Origin of the sequence: Terribacillus saccharophilus (assembly GCF_002272075.1) — a bacterium.
In the GTDB taxonomy this organism is placed as follows: domain Bacteria; phylum Bacillota; class Bacilli; order Bacillales; family Amphibacillaceae; genus Terribacillus; species Terribacillus saccharophilus_A.
In genome coordinates, this window is the sequence record NZ_NPBJ01000003.1 from 357,910 (window position 1) to 377,389 (window position 19,480).

A 19,480-nucleotide genomic window follows, 5' to 3' on the forward strand; every position below is an offset into this window, starting at 1 on the left:
GTCAAAAGACTTTCTTCCAAGTAAGAAGGTCTTTTTTCATATAATGATTTTGTCTATACAAGTTTTAGGAAAATCGTGGTATGGACGTTTTGTTTTTTCTATAATTGTAGTAACATACTTAACAAAAGGACTTATACATACATAGTTGCACGAACAATGTCACGTAAAAGGGGGCGAAGGAGCTTGAACGAAGACGACTATAAGACAGAGAAAAAGAAAGAAGCGGCTTCATTTAATCCGACGGGCTTTGATCCACATTCTTTGGCTGAACTTCCTGTACCGATGCTGCAATGGATCGATCAAAACGGATTTGATATAGTTTTCGTCTGTGACTACGAAGGGATGATTCACTATACATCTTCGTCGATTACAAGGCTGCTTGGCTATTTGCCTGAAGAAGTGGTCGGTACATCTTCTTTGACGTATTTAGATTCATGTGACGTGCCTGTCTTACGGAATAGGTTCGAGACTACAACAGAATGGCCGCAACGATTTCATCTGACAGTACTGGATAACCGAGGCAAGCATATTTGGATGGAAGCGAGCATCTCTTTGACAGAGGATCAGGGCGTGCCTTATTACATCGGCGTGGCTAAGGATGTGTCCGATAAGAAAGAAATAGAAGAGATGATGTTCCGTTCGGAAAAGATGAGCGTGGCCGGACAGCTTGCAGCAGGTATTGCGCACGAGATACGTAATCCGCTTACTAGTCTTAAAGGTTTCCTCCAACTCATTCAGGCCGGAATCAGCCGCAAAGAAGAATATTACCAGATCATGGTTGAAGAAATAGAGAAAATCGAAACAATCACATCTGAGCTTCTATTCATTTCAAAGCCGGTAGCAGAAAACAAAGAACCGGAAACGATTCATGAAATGCTGCAGGATGTCATCACACTGCTTTATTCTCAGGCGCGTCTGCAGAATGTCCAGATTAGTTTCGAAAAAGGGGAAAATAGCAAACTTCTCTGTGATCGATCTCAAATCAAGCAGCTATTTATCAATCTTATAAAGAATGCACTTGAAGAAATGCCGCATGGCGGTAAGATTGATATTCGGCAGCGACAAGAGGGTAAAGATTGTATAGTAGACGTAGTGGATGAGGGACCAGGAATCCCGGACGAAGTACTTGCTAAGCTCAAGGAGCCTTTCTTTACGACGAAGAAAGAAGGGACGGGTCTTGGTTTGATGATCTGTACACAAATACTGGACAAGCATAATGGTGCACTGGATATCCTTCGCAATGACACGAAGGGGAGCACGTTCAGAGCTTCCCTGCCAATTAGCTTATAATATTTATACATGGCCTCTTGAAAAAGAGGCCATGTTTCTTTTACATGTCGTGATGACTATTATGTTTCTGTCTGCTATGATTTTTGTTTTTTACTTTTTTAGACCCGCTCAACGGCTCATTCACCTTTTCTGGGTGTTTACGCTGTTTCCCTTTCTGATCGCCCATTTTCTCACCTCCGTAGTACCTATTATTCCTTCCACAGAAAGCCTTATGCGAGCGTTATCAAAATCTATAGGTACAGCGCAAAATGCGCTACTATTCCCTATTTTACGCGTGTTTTTTGCTCTTAATTAATTTACTTATGAATCGTTTTCATTTAGAATAAAAAGTGCAAATCGATGTTAGCTCGTGCTGCTCTATCATAAGATTGTGATAGGGCAGGCTAATTCACAAGGGGGTTTGTTCATACGATGGTGGGAAATAATTCATACAACGCAAAGAAACAGTTTGAATTAAACGGAAAGACGTACAATTACTATCAATTGAAAGCGCTTGAAGAGAAAGGCCTCGGAACAGTATCCCGTTTGCCATTCTCCATCCGTGTACTGCTTGAATCGCTGATCCGTCAGCATGATGGCTTTGCAATTAAGGACGAGCATGTAGAAGGCTTAGCAAACTGGGGGAATGGGAACATCACCGATGTACCATTCAAGCCTTCCCGTGTTATCCTGCAGGACTTCACCGGTGTACCGGCGGTCGTGGATCTCGCTTCCCTTCGGAAAGCGATGGTTGATCTTGGAGGAGATGCAGATCGGATCAATCCAGAGATTCCGGTGGATCTTGTCATTGACCACTCTGTACAGGTTGACAAGTATGGCACGCAAGATGCGCTGAAAGTGAACATGGAATTGGAATTTGAGCGAAACAAAGAACGTTATGAATTTTTAAATTGGGCGCAGAAAGCATTCGATAACTACCGTGCTGTTCCGCCTGCAACTGGTATCGTCCACCAGGTTAACCTGGAATACTTAGCGAATGTCGTCCATGGTAACGAGGATGCAGACGGTTCGTACACTGCATATCCTGATACATTGGTTGGTACCGATTCCCATACGACGATGATCAATGGACTTGGTGTCCTTGGCTGGGGCGTTGGCGGTATCGAAGCAGAGGCAAGTATGCTTGGACAACCATCTTACTTCCCGGCTCCAGATGTAATTGGAGTCAAGTTCGTAGGTACGATGCCAGCTGGTTCCACTGCGACCGACTTGGCGCTGAAGGTGACACAAGTGCTCCGTCAAAAGAGCGTGGTCGGAAAATTCGTGGAATTCTTCGGTCCGGGACTTGCGGATATGCCACTTGCTGATCGTGCGACAATCTCGAATATGGCGCCGGAATATGGAGCGACATGCGGTTTCTTCCCGATTGATGAAGAAACACTGAACTACATGCATTTGACAGGCAGAAGCCAAGAACAAATCGACTTGGTTGAAAAGTATGCGAAGGAAAACGACTTCTGGTACACACCAGATACGCGTGATCCTGAGTATACAGAATTGGTGGAAATCGACCTTTCTGCATTGGAGCCGAACCTTTCTGGTCCGAAGCGTCCACAGGATCTAATTCCGCTTTCTGGAATGCAGAAATCATTCGTTGATTCCATTACTGCACCATCTGGCAACCAAGGATTCGGACTTGATAAGAGTGAATTCGATAAATCGGTTGATGTACACCATCCTGATGGCAAGACAACCACGATGAAAACAGGTGCTGTCGCAATTGCTGCGATCACTTCCTGTACGAATACATCTAATCCATACGTTATGCTTGGAGCTGGGATTCTTGCAAAGAATGCGGTTGAAAAAGGTCTGAATGTGCCTGCGTATGTGAAAACATCCCTTGCACCAGGTTCTAAAGTAGTAACACGTTACTTGGATGATGCAGGTCTGACGCCTTATCTTGACCAATTAGGCTTCACGCTTGTAGGGTACGGCTGTACGACATGTATCGGTAACTCTGGACCGTTGTCTCCTGAAATTGAAGAAGCGATTTCTTCTAACGATTTGACGGTTGCATCTGTGCTTTCTGGTAACCGTAACTTTGAAGGTCGTATCCACCCGCTTGTGCGAGCTAACTACTTGGCTTCACCGCCTCTAGTTGTGGCTTATGCACTTGCAGGTACAGTAGATATCGACTTGGATAATGATCCAATTGGAACGGATAAAGACGGAAAAGCAGTCTATTTCAAAGACCTATGGCCAACTCACAAAGAAATTCGGGATGCAGTTGCTGAGGTTGTTACACCGGAAATCTTCCGCAAGGAGTATGAAGATGTCTTCAATTCCAATGCAAAATGGAATGAAATCGACACAACAGACCAACCGCTTTACAAGTGGGATTCGGAATCTACTTATATCCAAAATCCTACCTTCTTTGAGAACATCTCTGGAGGAAGCGGCACAGTGCAGCCTTTACAAGGATTGCGTGTAATAGGGAAGTTTGGCGACTCCGTGACAACGGACCACATTTCTCCAGCTGGTGCAATTGCGAAAGATATGCCGGCAGGTAAATACTTGCAGGATAAAGGCGTTACACCTCGCGAGTTTAACTCCTATGGTTCCCGCCGAGGTAACCACGAGGTAATGATGCGCGGTACATTTGCAAACATCCGTATCCGCAACCAGCTGGCACCAGGTACAGAGGGTGGTTACACAACTTACTGGCCGACAGATGAAGTAATGCCGATCTATGATGCAGCAATGAAATATCAAACTGATCAGACTGGTTTGGCTATCTTTGCTGGGGAAGACTACGGCATGGGAAGCTCTCGTGACTGGGCAGCTAAAGGTACGAACTTGCTTGGCATTAAAACTGTCATTGCTCAGAGCTTCGAGCGGATTCACCGTTCCAACCTTGTCATGATGGGTGTACTGCCATTGCAGTTCCAGCCAGGTGAGAGTGCGGAATCTCTTGGCTTAACAGGCCGTGAGAGCATCGACGTTTCAGTTGATGAAAATGTTTCTCCTCGAGATATTGTCAAAGTAAAGGCAACTGCCGAAGATGGCAAAGTAACCGAATTTGAAGCAGTAGCGCGTTTTGACAGTGAAGTGGAGATCGATTATTACCGTCATGGCGGTATTTTGAACATGGTATTGCGTAACAAATTACAGCATGCATAAGAACTTGTCAGAAGCAGCCGAGATGGCTGCTTCTTTTTTGGTTAGTTTGTTTCTCTTTAGCCCAAAATAAACGGCGAAGGGGGAATTTATTATGAAACGACGAGGATTACTTCTCTTATGTCTTATGCTGTTCGTCTTTCCGTCCATTGTACAAGCTGATGCAGTTGAATTAGAATCGGTCGAAGCTCTGATTGAACATGCAGAGGGAAAGCCTGTAATAATTATGTATTGGGCAACATGGTGTGATACATGTCTGTCGGATTTATCGGAACTGGAGGAGTTTCATGCTGCAGCGGGTAAAAAGGTGAGTGTGTATAGCATCAATGCTACTAAGAGTGAGCGGAGCGAGAAGCAAGTGAAAGCCTTTGTACAAAAAAGTGCACTTCAAGTACCGGTTTATCTGGATACGGAAGGTACTGTAGCGCATCAATTCCGCCAGGTTGCAGTACCTTTCACAATCATCGTGGACAAATCCGGTAAACAGCGGGTTATCCCTGGACCTGTGACAAAGAAACAGCTGGAGGAATGGGTCAAATAAAGTTCCACCAGTTCACCTGTCTGGCTGTAGTATGCTAAAATGATGGTAGAAAAGGGGGCATACTTGTGGCACAGACAGAGAAAACCCTGACCGAACAAGTGATTGCATGGAGTTCAATGGACATCTCACCGCCTCTATCAGAGATAGAGGCGTTACGTATGGCATCAGAGCTTGATACAGAGGAAGAAGACTTAAGACAAGGCTTGTATCGTATCATCGCTTTTTACCGGATTATGCGCGTGCATAAGCAGGATCCAATCAGCAGACAGCTGCTCGCTGCATCTGAGCGGACTCACCCAATCGTGATGGAGATCGACCAATTCGCACAAGTGAATCAATACTACCAAGCATTGATGGACACAGATTTACCAGTATGGTCGATAAGGGAAACGGATTTCGATCCTGCAAAACTAAAGAAGTCTCAATCCTTGCACAGTCAGCTGACGGATGCATTACAGGCATATCCGCGCAGAGTAGATGGGGCCAGCAAAGTTACATCGGCATATAACCGTTCTTATGAGGAATTGGAGGATTTGCTTGTCCTGCTGGAACAGACAATTGACACGATTGAAAATAGAAAGACAGGTTCGCCAGTTACAGCCATGAACGCAACAGTTCTGCAAATATTGAAATCCCTGACAGCTGTAAAGGAAGCGCTACCTGATGTTTTGAGTCAAGCGAGCGAGAGCCGTCCGCTAGAAGTGCTGGATGAGCTGATCGGTCTGCGTGATGTAAAGAAATACATTCACGACTATTACCATTATCTTCGGTATCAGCAGGAGAGAAAACAGTTTGGATTCCAGATGGTAGATGAACCGGGTCTTCATATGGTCATAACGGGCAATCCCGGAACGGGTAAGACGACGATAGCTCGATTGCTGGCTAAGCTGTATCATCAGCTTGGTCTGTTAGAATCTGATCATGTTGTCGAAGTAAACCGCTCCCATTTGGTTGGTTCGTATCTTGGTCAGAGTGAGGAAAACACGACAAACTATGTGCGTCAGGCAATTGGAGGCGTGTTGTTCATAGATGAGGCTTATAGCTTGAAACGAGAAGGACAGAGCGGAAATGATTATGGACAGGCCGTGATCGATACCCTTGTTTACAGTATGACGAGCGGTGAATATGGCGGAAAATTCGCAGTCATTCTTGCTGGTTATCCTGAAGAGACCCGTCAGTTTCTATTTGCTAATCCGGGTCTTCGCAGCAGAATTCCGGATCAGAATTACATCGAGCTTCCGGACTTCGAGACAGAGGAACTTCTGCAGATTGCAGAGAATACGGCACTAGCGAATGATTTCTTTTTTACAGAAGAAGCGCTGCGTCTTGTGAAGGATAATATCGAACAAGCACGCGTAGACGAGACATTCGGGAATGCCCGAACTGTAAGGGATATCGTGCTTCGGATCATCTTCCAAAAAGGAGCTGATCGAAAGCTGACGACAGATTCCTGGATTGATCATATGACACTGTCACAGCAAGATGTGAAAGATCCAAAACAGAACGAAAATGAATCAGAGCCCTTGCAGCAGCTGGAACAGCTGATCGGTCTGCAATCTTTAAAGGAAGAAGTGAAAAAATTATCTTCTTTTGTTCAAATTCAGCAGGCGCGAAAAAGTAAAGGATCTCCTGCAGTACCAATTCAGCTGCATGCTGTTTTTACTGGTAATCCTGGAACGGGTAAAACGACGATTGCTAAAATCTACGCTGCTATCCTGAAAGAGCGCGGATTGCTGAAGCGAGGACATTTGGTCGTTGCTTCGCGAAGCGATTTGGTGGCGGGTTATGTTGGCCAAACAGCTGCGAAAACAAAAACAGTCATCCGTGATGCGCTTGGCGGAGTATTATTCATTGATGAAGCGTACAGCTTGTTTCGTGGTTCACAAGACTTTGGAAAAGAAGTAATCGACACGCTTGTAGATGAGATGACGAAGCATAATGAAAACTTGGTAGTGGTTCTTGCTGGGTATCAGCAGGAGATGAAGCAATTTATCGACAGTAATCCAGGGCTTGCTTCTCGTTTTAAGAAGTATTTTATCTTCCCAGATTATAATAGTGAAGAGCTCGTCGCGATCTTTAAGCATGCAATGGAAAATTATGCGTATACACTTTCAGAAGAAGCGGAAGCTTTCCTGAAAAATCAGCTTGATGCAGTAACAGTAGCAGGTAATGCCAGATTCGTTACGAATCTCTTGGACGAAGCAATCCAGTTCCAGTCACTTCGACTTGTAGAAGCCCAAGAGCAGACGGAAATGGATGTGCTCGAGAAGAAAGATATAGAAAATGCTTGGGAAATGGTTAGGAGAAGTGCTTTATGAAAAAATCAACATCAGAAATAAATGTAAGATACGGAGAGACCGATCAAATGGGCGTTGTGTATCACGTGAATTACCTCGTTTGGTTTGAGATTGGTCGAACCGACTTTATTGAGACATTAGGCCTGCGCTATGCAGCAATGGAGGATGACGGCTTTCTTTCCCCAGTTGTGGATGCAAAATTGAATTTCCATTATCCTGTTCGGTACGGAGAAAAGCCGGTCGTGGAAACGTGGCTTCGTTCTTATGATGGCATTCGGACGATGTATGGCTACGAAATCAAAAATGAAGAGGGTAAGCTTTGTGTTTCCGGAACGTCGACTCATACGGTCGTGAAAAAGGAAACCTTCCGTCCGGTGTCCATTCGTCGTTCCCTGCCGGAATGGCATGCTGCATATTCAAAAGCTGTGGAAGCATAACAGATGGCATTTGGGATCAGGCGTAATGAACTGAAAATATGGAAGGAGCGTGTACGCAAAGGGGAGATAGCTTTTTTGACTCACTATTGGCTGGACGCGCGATTTCCTGAAGCAAAGACAGTGACAAAAGCAGGCTGTGCCGACCGGCAGAAGCTGATAGATTGGGGAGCGCAGTATGGTTTGCAGGAAGCTTGGATCGATGAGCATGAGGAACTGCTGCATTTCGATCTAATCGGTGACTATCAGCTTCGTATACTCCAGGCAGAACAGCAATGGGAGCAGCTGGAGAGATTTCAGCTCTTACAAAATAAAAAGCAGTAATCCTTTTGGGATTACTGCTTTTTTTCATGATGGTGCTCACACGTTGTACCAGGCACAGGATCAAATCCGCCACGGTGAAAAGGGTGGCATTTAGAAATACGTTTAATAGTGAGCCAGCCGCCCTTCCATGCACCATACTGCTTGATTGCCTCCAGCCCATATTGAGAGCATGTCGGATAAAAACGGCAGGAGGGCGGTGTTACAGGGCTGATAAATCGGCGATAGAAACGGATCAAGGCTAAAAATACCTTGTCCATTTGCTTACTCCTCTTCGTCGCGTTTGTCGTAGCTTAATGTGGCTACAGCGTCATGCAGGTGGATGGATTCTTCGTTACTGCATGATACAGTGAATTTCTCCACATAATCGAGCTCATACAAATCAGCTGCAACAAGACGGACCATATCCTCGACAAAGCGCGGGTTTTCGTAGGCAGTTTCGGTAACCATTTTCTCATCCGGACGCTTCAGGACAGGGTGAATACGTGCGCTCGCATTGCTTTCGGCAGCTTCGAGCAAGTCTTCTTTCCAGTCACGAACGTCTTCATCGAACGCATCTGTCAACTGCACTTCCATGGAGACGATGCCGCGCTGGTTATGTGCGCTGTATTCGCTGATTTCTTTCGAGCATGGACATAGTGTTGTCACTGTGCCGGAAAGCTTAGCTGTCGTGCGGAAGCCGGTATGTTTGTCATAAGCTACTTCAAGCGTAGCATCCGCATGATTTAATCCAGTCATACCGGAAGCAGGGCCGCTTCGCTCAAAGAACCATGGAAATGTCACTTTAACACGCGCATCCTCTTGTTTCAGGCGGTCTGCAAGCTCTGCAACGAATGTCTGTAAGCTTTTAACTGATACAGTAAATCCGTTCTTATGATACAAATCTAGCTGTTCTGTGAACCGGCTCATATTCGTACCTTTGCTATCCTGCTGTATGCTGGAGGTGAATTCGAACGTTCCGATTGTGGTCTGCATAGCAGGACGCGTATTGCTGATCACTTGGATCGGATGTTTTACTTTCGCAATGCCGACTGCATCTATATGGAAAAGAAAGTTCTTTTTCGTATTTTGTAAGTCAGCCATATCGGCTTTGTTTTCTGGTTTCGTCTTCTTGCCTGGCACAACGGAGCCGAACAATTTATGACGTTCTGCCTTTGATGGCAGCTGTTTTTTAGTTAGTGTGTGTAGGTGTTGCATAATTGTACTCCTTTCAAAGTCGCATGGACTAGCTTAAAGTATACCCGATGCTAAGCTCGCAATTCAATTGTCTGAACCGAGTAATCCGGGAAAATGAAAAAAACAATCCCGCTGCTTACTTGGAATTGTTTTTCACGAGGAATGACGCTTTCGGTTCTTCACGTCTGATGATACGGACAATATTCTGTCTATGTTTATAGAGGATGAATATAGCCAGCAATCCGAGAACGATAGAAAGCACGATATCCTGTGTAATAAAGAGCGAGACAACAACGCCGACAATGCCTGCTGTCATGGAAGCAAGAGACACATATTTGCTGATGAGCAGCACGATGACGAAACTTGCAATAATAATGGCGAACAGCAAGGCATTTACGCCTAGTATAATTCCAGCTGAAGTCGCAACAGCCTTTCCGCCTTTGAATCGGGCGAATACCGGATAAACGTGTCCGATGACCGCTCCAAGACCGATGACGAGCAGATATAAGTCGAACCCGAACAAAACGGGCAAAATAGTGGCGATTGTCCCTTTCAAGATGTCTGCAATCAAAACAATTATTCCGGCTTTCTTCCCGAGTATCCGGAATGTGTTTGTCGCACCAAGATTACCGCTTCCATGCTCTCTTACATCTATATTGTAGCCTACTTTTCCGACAATCAGGGCAGATGGAATTGAACCGATCAAATAGGCGAGCAGGATGAATAACACGTATTCCATATACATTCTCCTTTAACAACAAAACGTTCCTGTTACTTGCTTATCCATTTTAGCACGAAGTATCATGGAAGGGCATAACTTTTTATATAGTATAGGATTAAATCCCTACGTGCAAGGGTATGAGAACACGTAGTACATAATACGAGGTGAAGATATGATTGAATTCAAAGGCGTACAAAAGACTTACCCCGATGGAACTGTGGCCATCAAAAATTTCAATCTGGAGATAAAGGAGGGGGAACTTCTCACACTCATAGGGCCAAGCGGCTGCGGCAAGACTACGACGATGAAAATGATTAACCGGCTTGTTGAACCAACAGCAGGTGATATATACATAAACGGAAAACAATTGAAAGAATACAACATACACGAACTGCGTTGGAATATCGGCTATGTTCTGCAGCAGATTGCTTTATTTCCGCATATGACTGTAGAAGAAAACATTGCTGTTGTTCCAGAAATGAAAAAATGGAAGAAGAAAGAAATTCACGATCGTGCAAAAGAATTAATGCAGATGGTGGGGATGGAGCCTTCCATCTATATGAAAAAGAAGCCTTCTGAACTATCCGGTGGCCAGCAGCAGCGAGTCGGAGTGATTCGAGCCCTCGCTGCCGATCCGCAAATTTTGCTGATGGATGAGCCTTTCAGTGCATTGGATCCAATCAGCAGAGAAGGGCTGCAAAAGGATATCCGTAAATTACAGAAGCAGATTAAGAAGACGATTGTTTTCGTAACGCATGATATTGATGAAGCAACAGCGTTGGGTGATCGGATCTGTCTCATGAATGCTGGTGAAATCATCCAAGTGGATACACCGCAGAAACTGATACTCGAGCCTCGTGATTCCTTCGTCCGCAACTTTATAGGAGATAAAAAATCACCGTGGCAGACTGCGGTAGATATTGTAGCTTCCCAAACAGTTTCGCGTATTCTGACACAAACGGCATACGAAGAAGGCAATTTTGACTCGGAGCAAGCTTATATTCTATCAAGTGATGACGGACAAGTATTGTGTGCGGTGGAGCATGGCAAACAGCAAAATGTCATGGAAATTCCAAATGACATGAATGTATTGGAAGCAGTCAGTGTATTTGAAAATACCGGAACTAGCATCCTTCCTGTCACGAAGAACAATGAACTGATTGGTACACTTACGCAGCAGGAGCTACTCACGTATCTAGCGAGTAAAACGGAAGTCAAGAACGGGGTGGTTACACAATGAACGCATTCTTAGACGTATTCGAGCAGCGAAGTGATTCCTTTTGGACAGCTTTAGGTGAACACTTGCAAATATCTATCATTGCTTTGCTTATCAGTATAGCAATTGCAGTACCGCTTGGTCTCCTGCTCAGCCGCTCCAAAAAGCTGGCTGAACCGATTATAGCAGTAGCAGCAGTTCTGCAGACAATCCCTAGTCTCGCTATTTTGGCTTTTTTGATTCCATTGATAGGCATTGGGACAAAGCCTGCAGTAGTAGCACTTATCATTTATGCACTTCTTCCGATACTTCGCAATACATATACCGGTATCGCTGAAGTGGATCCGGCTTTAAAGGAAGCAGCAACAGGAATGGGGATGAACAGTTTCCGCCGTCTTCGCAAAGTAGAGCTTCCGCTCGCGATGCCGATCATTATGGCAGGTATACGGACTGCGATGGTCATGATTGTTGGGACTACTACTATTGCTGCTTTAATTGGCGCCGGCGGTCTCGGAGAACTAATCTTATTAGGAATTGATCGTGGCGGTGATGTAAATCTCATTCTGCTTGGTGCGATTCCGGCAGCTTTGCTTGCTATTCTGTTGGATTTGGTCATACGAATTTTCGAGCGGACGAGCCGAAAGTTTGGCTTCAAATCATTGGCTGTATTGCTTCTCGTAGCTATAATCGGTGTCGTTACACCGTTTGTGGTTGCAAAAGATAACCAGCCTGATCTTGTAATCGGCGGGAAACTGAATGCAGAGCCTACCATTTTGATCAATATGTATAAACTTCTTATTGAGGATCAGTCAGACTTGCAGGTTGAATTGGAACCGAATCTAGGAAAAACAGACTTCCTGTTTGAAGCGTTAAAAAGCGGCAGTATTGATATTTATCCGGAATTCAGCGGTACTGCATTAGTAACATTAGCAGGGGAACAAGCAGAAAGTAATGACGGTCAGGAAGTGTACGAGCAGGCGAAAGATGCTATGAGTGAATCGTACGACATGGCATATCTGGAGCCGATGGCGTACAATAATACGTATACACTTGCAGTGAAGCGATCATTTGCAGAAGAAAACGACTTACAGACGATTGCGGACCTTCGCAAAATGGATGATGAGATGACAGCTGGATTCACATTGGAATTCAGTGATCGGGAAGACGGCTATTTAGGTATTCAGGACCTCTATGGAGTCGAATTTGGTGAGCTGAGTACGTTGGATCCTGGTATACGTCAGCAAGCGATTGAAGCTGATGATGTAGATATTATTGATGCCTATTCGACAGACAGTTATATTAGAGACTTGGATCTTGTCACATTGGACGATCCGGAAAACCTGTTCCCGCCATACCAAGGCGCTCCGCTGATGCGTCAGGAGACGCTTGATGAATACCCAGAGCTTGCTGACATATTGGGGCAGCTAGCGGGTAAGATAACAGATGAGCAAATGACAGAGATGAATTACCAAGTCGATTTCGAAAAGAAACAGGCAGAGGATGTAGCAAGAGAATTCCTCGAGCAGGAAGGTTTACTCTAAGGAAAGGGGCATGAAAATGACATTTCAGAATCCAGAAAATGAACAGATTCGTGACATACTAGTCAACGCGAAGACGATTGCGGTAGTGGGTTTGTCCGATTCCCCGGCCCGCACGTCTTATGGTGTATCTCGGGCGATGCAGCAGGCTGGCTATAAGATTATCCCCGTCAATCCGAACGTGACCGAAGTTCTTGGCGAGAAAGCTTATCCGAGTTTGGCTGATGTACCTGATGAGATTGATATTATCAATGTATTTCGTAGGTCAGAATTTCTGCCAGAATTAGCAAGAGAAGCGAGCAAGACGAATGCCCGTATCTTTTGGACCCAGCAAGGTGTCTACGATGAAGGAGCGGCCTCTTATTTAGAACAGGAAGGTTTTACGGTCTTGATGGATCTATGCATCAAGGTCGCTCATAGTGTGCTTGTTGGACCTACACGCAATTGACTTTACCCCATCTGCTCCTTGCAGATGGGGTTCTTGTATCATTAGCGTATACTAGAACTAATGCAGATGATAAAAGGAGGAATAAACATGGACTTAGATGGTAAATTGCATAACTCCTACACGGCATTGCCTGAAGCTTTTTACACCAAGATGGAACCTAATCCGGTCAGTGAACCGAAGATGGTGAAATGGAACGAAAAGCTAGCAGCGCATCTAGGAATCCAACAGGAAGGTGTACTCGATACGTTGGCGGGCAGCACTTTTCCTCAGGGAGCAAGTCCGATCGCGCAAGCATACGCAGGTCATCAATTCGGCAATTTCACAATGCTTGGTGACGGACGGGCTATCCTTCTGGGTGAATGGCAAAACCAGTCAGGGGAGAAAGTGGATATCCAGCTGAAAGGCGCAGGACGCACGCCTTATTCCAGAGGAGGTGACGGTCGTGCAGCACTCGGGCCGATGCTTAGGGAATATGTGATCAGTGAAGCAATGCATGGGCTTGGTATCCCGACAACACGCAGCTTGGCTGTTGTTGCAACAGGTGAACCTATCTACCGGGAAACCGAATTGCCCGGTGCAGTACTTACTAGGATAGCTGCAAGCCATATTCGCGTTGGGACGTTCGAATATGCAAGAAGATTTTGTTCGGAGCTTGAGCTGAAGGCTTTGGCAGATTACAGTATAAAGCGTCACTATCCAGAGATTGCAGATCAGCCAGATACCTATGTGCAATTTTTCCAAGCAGTTGTGGAACGACAGGCTGCACTGCTTGCTAAGTGGGTTAGTGTAGGGTTTATCCACGGTGTGATGAATACGGACAATATGACGATTAGCGGAGAAACGATAGATTACGGACCGTGTGCCTTCCTTGATAGGTATGAACCGATGACAGTATACAGCTCAATTGATGTCCAAGGGCGTTATGCATACGCCAATCAGCCCCCGATTGCAGCCTGGAACTTAGCTCGTTTTGCGGAAGCAGTGCTTCCGCTTTTCGATGAAGTACCAGAAAAAGCTGTGAAGAAAGCTGAGGATATTTTGCGTGAATTTCCGCGTTTATACAGAAAATCATGGCTTGACATTATGTACCGGAAAATCGGTATAGTAAATGTAAGAGATGGCGATGAAGCCCTCGTTGAGGATTTGCTGGAGTGGATGGAGCAAGCAGAAGTGGATTACACGAATACATTTCGCGCATTGACCACAGGGGACACAGCTTCAATGGAACAAGCAGAAGGCTTCCGTTCATGGAAAGAGCGCTGGGAAGATCGAATGGCTTCAGAAGGAATCAAAGCTGCTCATGAGATGATGCGAAGTTTTAATCCGAATGTGATCCCCCGAAATCACTTGGTGGAAGAAGCATTAGAGGCTGCAGGAAACGGCGATTACACGTTGTTTAATCGACTTTGTGAGATTGTTTCCGATCCTTACGGTGATACGTCTATTGATCCAAAATATACAGAAGACCCGCCAGAACCAGAAGAACCGTTTCAGACATTTTGTGGAACATGATATTCTGCCTGCCTCTTGGCAGGTATACATATATAGGAAGTTGAGAACAAGAGACAATATAGTGAATAATGCTTTTACTGCAAAGCCATAATGATACATCAGCTTATCGTCATTTTTTATCAAAATCACTCGTCACTGCATCAATCTGAAACTAGAAGCTATTTTCGTAAGTTTTATAAGAAAGCATGCAAAAAGGCTGAAAATGTAGCGAAAATCGCCTCTAGCAGACGAGGAAATATGTGAAATCCCAAAATGTGGATTGATTGACTGGCATTATTCTGCTACTTTTAATTAGGCATACACTGGACTCTGCTAAGCATGGGGGCTAGTTTACACAAACATATGTTTGCGTTATGATGAACATAGCGTACTGTCGTTTTCCAGCGATACTGACGGAAGAATGACTTGGAAACAGTTTTTTGTTCGAAGAAGGGAGCCGATGTGGCTTTGGCAAAACAAGCATCGCATTACTCAGATGACTCTATTCAAGTGCTTGAAGGACTTGAAGCGGTCAGAAAGCGTCCCGGCATGTATATCGGTAGTACTGACAGCCGGGGATTGCATCATTTAGTTTATGAAATTGTCGATAATAGTGTGGATGAGGCACTGGCAGGCCATGGTGACAAAATCAATGTGACTATTCATGAAGATAACAGTATTTCTGTTGAAGACTTTGGCCGCGGGATGCCGACGGGCATGCATGCTACCGGTAGGCCTACTCCAGAGGTCATTTTCACTGTACTGCATGCTGGCGGAAAATTCGGCCAGGGCGGCTATTCAACAAGCGGAGGATTGCACGGTGTTGGTGCATCTGTTGTAAATGCTCTTTCCGAATGGCTCGAAGTAACGATCCACCGCGATGGCAATATTTACACCCAGCGGTTTGAGAATGGCGGGAAACCTGCTACTTCACTTGTGAAACAAGGGAAAACAAAGAAAACAGGGACTGGCATCCATTTCAAGCCGGATCCATCCATGTTCTCTGTAACTAGCTACAATTTTGACACGCTTGCTGAGCGCTTGCGCGAAGCTGCTTTCTTGCTTAAGGGAGTGGCGTTCCATATTGTAGATAAGCGCAGCGATAAGGAAGAGACCTATCTTTATCCGGATGGACTACAGTCCTTCGTCGACTATTTGAATGAGGAGAAAGATACTCTCCATCCTGTCGTTGCCTTCGAAGGTGAACAGCAAGATATTGAAGTCTTCTTCGCATTCCAATTTAATGACGGCTATACCGAAACAATGCTCAGCTTCGTCAACAACGTCCGGACAAAGGACGGCGGAACCCACGAAGCAGGCGCCAAATCTGGTATGACCAGAGTATTCAACGAGTATGCTCGTCGTAATAACTTATTAAAAGAAAAAGATAAGAATCTGGAAGGAACCGATATCCGAGAAGGATTGACAGCGATTGTCAGTGTCCGAATACCAGAAGCACTGCTTCAATTCGAAGGACAAACTAAGAGCAAGCTTGGTACTTCTGATGCGCGCTCTGCAGTCGATGCACTCGTGTCGGAGAAGCTTTCTTATTTCCTATCCGAAAATCCCGACATCTCCATCATGCTTGTGAAAAAAGCAATCCGGGCTAAAGAAGCTCGCGAAGCTGCACGAAAGGCTCGGGAAGATGCCCGCAGTGGAAAGAAGAAGAAACGCAAGGATACGCTATTGAGCGGAAAGCTTACGCCAGCTCAATCCCGCAACCCACAGAAAAATGAATTGTATTTGGTAGAGGGTGATTCTGCCGGGGGTTCTGCCAAGCAGGGGCGTGATCGTAAGTTTCAGGCTGTCCTGCCACTTCGCGGTAAAGTAATCAATACGGAAAAAGCCAAGCTGCACGATGTTATGAAAAATGAGGAGATCTCAACGATCATCCATACAATAGGTGCTGGCGTAGGGGCAGAATTCGCATTGGAGGATGTGCAGTATGACAAGGTTGTCATCATGACAGATGCTGATACAGACGGCGCACATATACAAATCCTGCTCCTTACTTTCTTCTACCGTTACATGAAGGAATTGATTGAAGCAGGCAAAGTATTCCTTGCCCTGCCGCCTTTATACAAGGTTTCAAAAGGTAAAGGCAAAAAAGAAGTAATCCGCTATGCCTGGAGCGATGAAGAGATGCGTGAAATCGTCCAGGATTTAAAAAATGGCTATACGATCCAGCGTTACAAAGGACTTGGTGAAATGAATGCCGATCAGCTTTGGGAAACGACGATGGATCCTGCCACTCGTACACTCATCCGTGTAACAATCGAGGACTTTGCTCGTGCTGAACGTCGTATCACGACGCTAATGGGCGACAAAGTAGAACCACGGCGTAAATGGATCGAGAGTAATGTCGCTTTCGGTATGGAAGAAGACGGGAATATCCTCGAAAACGACAAGCTGCACAACTAAGGGGGATTTCTTTTGGAAAACTATTTGGATCTGCCATTGGAGGAAGTCATCGGAGACCGATTCGGCAGATACAGTAAATATATTATTCAAGACCGGGCGCTGCCGGATGCCAGAGATGGTTTGAAACCGGTGCAGCGCCGGATTTTATACGCAATGTTTGATGAGCGAAACACACATGATAAACCGTTTCGGAAGGCTGCCAAGACGGTTGGTGCTGTAATCGGTAACTTCCACCCACACGGAGACAGTTCGGTTTATGAAGCAATGGTTCGACTCAGCCAAACATGGAAAGTTCGTAACGTGCTTATTGAAATGCATGGGAATAACGGAAGTGTTGATGGTGATCCGCCGGCTGCGATGCGTTATACAGAAACAAGGCTGTCCAGCATTGCTTCTGAACTGCTGCGGGACATCGATAAGGAAACAGTCGACTTTGTTCCGAACTTTGATGATACGAACGCGGAACCTACTGTTCTTCCTGCTAAGTTCCCAAACTTACTCGTTAATGGATCAACTGGAATTTCCGCTGGTTATGCGACAGAAATCCCGCCGCATCATCTTGGCGAGGTAATCGATGCTGTTATCATGCGCATGGATAAGCCGAATGCAACAGTAGAAGAATTGATGACCGTTATGAAAGGTCCGGATTTCCCTACAGGCGGTATTATTCAGGGAGTAGACGGAATCAAGAAAGCGTATGAAACCGGCAAAGGTAAAATCATCGTCCGCGGAAAAACGAGCATTGAGGACCTTAAAGGCGGTAAACAACAAATTGTTATCGATGAAATTCCTTTTGAAGTGAATAAAGCGAATCTCGTCAAGCGGATGGACGAGCTGCGGCTAGACCGCAAAGTCGAGGGTGTCGCTGAGGTTCGGGACGAAACGGACCGTACCGGAATGCGAATTGTAGTTGAACTTAAAAAGGAAGCAGATGCTCAAGGTATCCTGCATTATTTATACAAAAATACTGATTTACAAATCTCTTATAACTTTAATATGGTGGCAATCAAGGATAGAACGCCGCAATTGCTAGGGTTGGCGAGCCTGCTTGATGCTTATATCGGCCACCAAAAAGAAGTCGTCACGCGACAATCTGCATATGCTTTACAGAAAGCGAAGGACCGTAAGCATATCGTTGAGGGATTAATCAAAGCGATTTCTATTCTCGACGAATTAATTGCTACTATCCGTGCTTCCAAGGACAAAGCCGATGCAAAGCAGCGGATCGAGGCAGCTTACGGCTTCACGGAAGCACAGGCAGAGGCAATTGTAAACTTGCAGCTATATCGTCTGACAAATACGGACATTACAGCATTGCAGCGTGAAGCGCAGGAGCTGGATGAACAGATTCAGAAGCTTGAGGATATTTTGAAGAACGAAAAAACATTGCTGAAAGTGATCAAGCAAGATCTTCGGACAATCAAGAAGACTTATCATACAGATCGACGCTCAGAAATCGAGGATGAAATCGAAGAACTGAAAATCAATCTAGAAGTAATGGTTGCATCAGAGGAAGTTCTCGTCACTGTTACGCATGACGGATATATCAAGCGTACTAGTCTTCGTTCCTATCAGGCTTCTAATGGTGAGGATCTGGCGATCAAGGAAGAGGATCATCTGATCGGTTTGCAGGAAATCAATACGACTGATAAGCTTCTCGTCTTCACGAATAAAGGGAAGTTCAGTTTCATGCCTGTGCATGAGCTGCCGGATATCCGCTGGAAGGATCAAGGGCAGCATTTAGCCAATATCGTGAGCATGGATAAGGATGAGAAAGTAATTGCCAGCATTCCGGTTCGTGACTTCAAGCAGGGCGGTTACCTTGTTTTCTTCACAAAAAATGGTTCTGTGAAACGAAGTGAGCTCCAGCTTTATGAAGCAACACGAGCGAACAAATCATTAACTGCTATCAATCTGAAAGCGGGCGACGAAGTTTGTCATGTGTCCCTTACAGATGGAAACAAGCAGCTGTTCATGGCTACTAATTCAGGATATGGTTTATGGTTTACTGAAGAAGAAGTCAGCCCGATCGGAATACGTGCAGCAGGCGTCAAAGGTATGCAGCTGAAAGAAGGCGAGTATATTGTAGGTGCCCAAGCATTCGAACTGAAACATTCGCCAAGTGTTGTTGTCATCACACATAGAGGTTCTGCAAAACGGATGAAACTGAAGGAATTTGAACCATCTGGCAGAGCGAAACGCGGTGTTGTCATGCTCCGTGAGCTGAAGAAGAACCCGCATCGAATTGTCGGTTTCTACGTATTGGAGCAGGCTGCGACAATTCATATGGAAACGAAGGATAAGCAAGATCACATTCTCGAGCCGATGAATTTGAATGCAAATGACCGCTATAGCAATGGCTCTTATGTTTTGGATACAGATAAGCACGGAGAAGTTATCTCCACATATCCGGAAGCCATATACGACATTGCATTTCCACAAGATAAAGTATAAGTAGACGATAACATT

The 19,480-nt window shown here is 45.2% G+C and carries 16 protein-coding genes; 12 read left to right on the top strand and 4 right to left on the bottom strand.

What is annotated here, in order from left to right; genetic code table 11:
• The first annotated feature begins 183 nt into the window (after positions 1-183).
• Positions 184-1,290 (top strand): ATP-binding protein, encoded by a 1,107-nt coding sequence (locus tag CHH48_RS02520; RefSeq protein WP_245840288.1) that lies wholly within the window; start codon positions 184-186, stop codon positions 1,288-1,290.
• A gap of 40 nt (positions 1,291-1,330) precedes the next feature.
• On the opposite strand, the gene CHH48_RS02525 is transcribed toward CHH48_RS02520, so the two are convergent.
• Complete coding sequence (locus CHH48_RS02525) at positions 1,331-1,456, bottom strand: small acid-soluble spore protein P (RefSeq protein WP_095217759.1); 126 nt, start codon at positions 1,454-1,456, stop codon at positions 1,331-1,333.
• Between the two features lie 245 nt (positions 1,457-1,701).
• Here CHH48_RS02525 and acnA point away from each other — a divergent pair, with 245 nt between their 5' ends.
• From acnA to CHH48_RS02550, 5 genes are all read left to right on the top strand, one after another.
• A complete protein-coding gene (gene acnA, locus CHH48_RS02530; protein ID WP_095217760.1) occupies positions 1,702-4,410 on the top strand; it encodes an aconitate hydratase AcnA in 2,709 nt (902 codons plus the stop codon).
• 91 nt (positions 4,411-4,501) lie between these two features.
• Complete coding sequence (locus tag CHH48_RS02535) at positions 4,502-4,948, top strand: TlpA family protein disulfide reductase (protein ID WP_095217761.1); 447 nt, start codon at positions 4,502-4,504, stop codon at positions 4,946-4,948.
• A gap of 65 nt (positions 4,949-5,013) precedes the next feature.
• Complete coding sequence (locus tag CHH48_RS02540; RefSeq protein ID WP_342747513.1) at positions 5,014-7,266, top strand: AAA family ATPase; 2,253 nt, start codon at positions 5,014-5,016, stop codon at positions 7,264-7,266.
• The gene (locus CHH48_RS02545; protein WP_095217762.1) at positions 7,263-7,682 is read left to right on the top strand and encodes an acyl-CoA thioesterase; all 420 of its coding nucleotides are present in this window, start codon (positions 7,263-7,265) and stop codon (positions 7,680-7,682) included. The genes CHH48_RS02540 and CHH48_RS02545 overlap by 4 nt, the downstream gene beginning before the upstream one ends.
• A gap of 3 nt (positions 7,683-7,685) precedes the next feature.
• Positions 7,686-8,003, top strand: coding sequence for a hypothetical protein (locus CHH48_RS02550; protein ID WP_095217763.1), 318 nt, complete (start codon positions 7,686-7,688; stop codon positions 8,001-8,003).
• A gap of 11 nt (positions 8,004-8,014) precedes the next feature.
• Here CHH48_RS02550 and yidD read toward each other — a convergent pair whose 3' ends face one another.
• The 3 genes from yidD to plsY form a co-directional block, all read right to left on the bottom strand.
• A complete protein-coding gene (gene yidD, locus CHH48_RS02555; protein WP_095217764.1) occupies positions 8,015-8,260 on the bottom strand; it encodes a membrane protein insertion efficiency factor YidD in 246 nt (81 codons plus the stop codon).
• 4 nt (positions 8,261-8,264) lie between these two features.
• Positions 8,265-9,197, bottom strand: a complete 933-nt coding sequence (gene folE2 / locus CHH48_RS02560) for a GTP cyclohydrolase FolE2 (protein WP_095217765.1) — start codon at positions 9,195-9,197, stop codon at positions 8,265-8,267.
• A gap of 115 nt (positions 9,198-9,312) precedes the next feature.
• Positions 9,313-9,915 carry a glycerol-3-phosphate 1-O-acyltransferase PlsY gene (gene plsY / locus CHH48_RS02565; RefSeq protein ID WP_095217766.1) on the bottom strand — a complete coding sequence of 201 codons (603 nt, stop codon included), beginning with the start codon at positions 9,913-9,915 and terminating at the stop codon, positions 9,313-9,315.
• Positions 9,916-10,069: 154 nt separating this feature from the next.
• Between plsY and CHH48_RS02570 the strand changes: the two genes are divergently transcribed.
• From CHH48_RS02570 to parC, 6 genes are all read left to right on the top strand, one after another.
• Positions 10,070-11,137: an ABC transporter ATP-binding protein gene (locus CHH48_RS02570; protein WP_095217767.1), complete on the top strand. Its 1,068-nt coding sequence runs from the start codon at positions 10,070-10,072 to the stop codon at positions 11,135-11,137.
• On the top strand, positions 11,134-12,654 hold the full coding sequence (locus tag CHH48_RS02575; RefSeq protein ID WP_095217768.1) for an ABC transporter permease/substrate-binding protein: 1,521 nt from the start codon (positions 11,134-11,136) through the stop codon (positions 12,652-12,654). Before CHH48_RS02570 ends, CHH48_RS02575 begins: the two co-directional genes overlap by 4 nt.
• A 16-nt stretch (positions 12,655-12,670) precedes the next feature.
• The gene (locus CHH48_RS02580; RefSeq protein WP_095217769.1) at positions 12,671-13,099 is read left to right on the top strand and encodes a CoA-binding protein; all 429 of its coding nucleotides are present in this window, start codon (positions 12,671-12,673) and stop codon (positions 13,097-13,099) included.
• Between the two features lie 87 nt (positions 13,100-13,186).
• Positions 13,187-14,611: a protein adenylyltransferase SelO gene (locus tag CHH48_RS02585; RefSeq protein WP_095217770.1), complete on the top strand. Its 1,425-nt coding sequence runs from the start codon at positions 13,187-13,189 to the stop codon at positions 14,609-14,611.
• Between the two features lie 447 nt (positions 14,612-15,058).
• The gene (gene parE / locus CHH48_RS02590; protein WP_095218077.1) at positions 15,059-17,011 is read left to right on the top strand and encodes a DNA topoisomerase IV subunit B; all 1,953 of its coding nucleotides are present in this window, start codon (positions 15,059-15,061) and stop codon (positions 17,009-17,011) included.
• A 12-nt stretch (positions 17,012-17,023) separates the two neighbouring features.
• Positions 17,024-19,465: a DNA topoisomerase IV subunit A gene (parC, locus tag CHH48_RS02595; RefSeq protein WP_095217771.1), complete on the top strand. Its 2,442-nt coding sequence runs from the start codon at positions 17,024-17,026 to the stop codon at positions 19,463-19,465.
• The last annotated feature ends 15 nt before the right edge of the window (positions 19,466-19,480 follow it).

Coding starts and splice junctions, on each gene's coding strand:
- CHH48_RS02570 (WP_095217767.1), top strand. CDS start 10,070: ATGATTGAATTCAAAGGCGTACAAAAGACTTACCCCGATGGAACTGTG.
- CHH48_RS02585 (WP_095217770.1), top strand. CDS start 13,187: ATGGACTTAGATGGTAAATTGCATAACTCCTACACGGCATTGCCTGAA.
- plsY (WP_095217766.1), bottom strand. CDS start 9,915: ATGGAATACGTGTTATTCATCCTGCTCGCCTATTTGATCGGTTCAATT.
- CHH48_RS02545 (WP_095217762.1), top strand. CDS start 7,263: ATGAAAAAATCAACATCAGAAATAAATGTAAGATACGGAGAGACCGAT.
- CHH48_RS02580 (WP_095217769.1), top strand. CDS start 12,671: ATGACATTTCAGAATCCAGAAAATGAACAGATTCGTGACATACTAGTC.
- acnA (WP_095217760.1), top strand. CDS start 1,702: ATGGTGGGAAATAATTCATACAACGCAAAGAAACAGTTTGAATTAAAC.
- CHH48_RS02550 (WP_095217763.1), top strand. CDS start 7,686: ATGGCATTTGGGATCAGGCGTAATGAACTGAAAATATGGAAGGAGCGT.
- folE2 (WP_095217765.1), bottom strand. CDS start 9,197: ATGCAACACCTACACACACTAACTAAAAAACAGCTGCCATCAAAGGCA.
- CHH48_RS02535 (WP_095217761.1), top strand. CDS start 4,502: ATGAAACGACGAGGATTACTTCTCTTATGTCTTATGCTGTTCGTCTTT.
- CHH48_RS02525 (WP_095217759.1), bottom strand. CDS start 1,456: ATGGGCGATCAGAAAGGGAAACAGCGTAAACACCCAGAAAAGGTGAAT.
- yidD (WP_095217764.1), bottom strand. CDS start 8,260: ATGGACAAGGTATTTTTAGCCTTGATCCGTTTCTATCGCCGATTTATC.
- CHH48_RS02575 (WP_095217768.1), top strand. CDS start 11,134: ATGAACGCATTCTTAGACGTATTCGAGCAGCGAAGTGATTCCTTTTGG.